Raw genomic sequence first — 1709 nt, forward strand, 5'->3', positions numbered from 1 at the left:
GTGGCATCAGGAATCCCTCGAAAACAATTTCTGTGTAAAGCCCATCTCAAAAAGTCGTATCTTCGCAAAATCCAGACTGTTTGGCTGCTAATTTTCCCACTCCCTCTGCTAACTCATGTAATAGATTGATTTATATCTATTCTTTAGAATCCCTTAATAATAAGGATCGTTTCGGGATCAGGTTGTCTGAGATATCGGGTGGATCGGCTCCTTTATAAACTACGATCGTAACTCAATCATTCAATCCAATCCGGTGTGAAAGTGAAATGTCTGGACTCGTTTGGGAATATTTAATGGAATAGGTCATGCCTATGAACCTATCACCCGCTCATGGCTTAAAATCTGATGTGACGGTTTATCATGTTAAAATTCCTCTCCCATCTACATACTGCAATTCAGACCATGAATTATCCTCGCAACACGATTGGTCCAGAAGCAGAATATCAAGCCCTGATGCAGGCAGGAGAACTCAAGCCTGATCCTGATCAAGCAAAAGCGGTGGCTTCGCTGGAGCGATTGTATCGCGTACTCGTAGCGTATCCCGAGATCCGTAGCCAACGAAATGGTTTTACATTCAGAAACTGGTGGCCGGCACATTTTTTCCCATGGTTTGGGAAGAAGCTACCGCTTTCCCAAGGAATTTATCTTTATGGCGGCGTGGGGCGTGGCAAATCCATGCTGATGGATCTGTTTTTTTCTGTGGCGCCAGTTACATCCAAGCGACGCGTGCACTTTCATGAATTCATGTTGGAAATTCACGCCCGGCTGAAGGAAGCGCATGATCTTGCTGCGGAGAAACGGGAGCGGCGTAGTGGCCGTGCCCGCGATATCGATCCGATCCCGATGATTGCGCGAGCGATAGCAAGTGAAGCGACTCTGCTCTGCTTTGATGAGCTGCAGGTCACGGATATTGCCGATGCCATGGTGTTGACGCGATTGTTCAAGGAGCTGTTTGATCAAGGTGTCATTGTGGTGGCAACATCCAACCGCCCGCCTGATGATCTTTACAAGCACGGCCTCAATCGGCAGCGTTTTCTGCCTTTCATCGAAAACATCAAGGAGAAACTTGAAATTATTCCCCTCGAGGGCCCAATCGATTATCGATACAACCGTCTAAAAGGAGCAGAAACCTATTATTTCCCGATAGATGAAGAATCAACCGCTAAACTGTCGGCCACTTTTTTTCGGTTAACTGATCGCCGGGTGGAAGACCGGGCGAAGGTTCCTAGCGAAACGTTGTCCGTGCAAGGCCGTATCCTGTTTGTGCCGAAAGCGGCACGTGGCGTAGCAGTTTTCTCCTTTAAGCGATTGTGCGCGAATCCGCTTGGCCCGGCAGACTATCTTGCTATCGCCAGAACTTACCACACGGTCATTATGGTTGCGATTCCACAATTTGGTCAGGAAAACAACGATCAGGCTAAGCGCTTTATCTCCTTTATCGATGCACTTTACGAGTATAACGTCAAATTCCTATGCTCGGCCGCCGTCCCGCCTCAATTGCTTTATGCTGGAGGAGAGATCAGCTTTGAATTTGAACGCACGATCTCCCGATTGATGGAAATGCAATCGGAAGATTATTTGACTAGAGGGCATGGCAAAACGGTGGCAGGTTAATTAACTAAAGTTTCGGAGTTCATTTTTCCTCTTAAACTAGAGATATCATATTGATTTATAGAGTCTCAAGCCTTATTGTTCTGGGATCGAGTTGC

General features: G+C 46.8%; 1 protein-coding gene. It reads left to right on the forward strand.

All coding sequences use genetic code 11. The features are described 5' to 3' along the window. Positions 1-402 precede the first annotated feature (402 nt). A complete protein-coding gene (gene zapE, locus C8R30_RS15630) occupies positions 403-1614 on the forward strand; it encodes a cell division protein ZapE (protein ID WP_107790561.1) in 1212 nt (403 codons plus the stop codon). Positions 1615-1709 lie beyond the last annotated feature (95 nt).

Origin of the sequence: Nitrosomonas nitrosa (assembly GCF_003051105.1) — a bacterium.
Taxonomy (GTDB): domain Bacteria; phylum Pseudomonadota; class Gammaproteobacteria; order Burkholderiales; family Nitrosomonadaceae; genus Nitrosomonas; species Nitrosomonas nitrosa.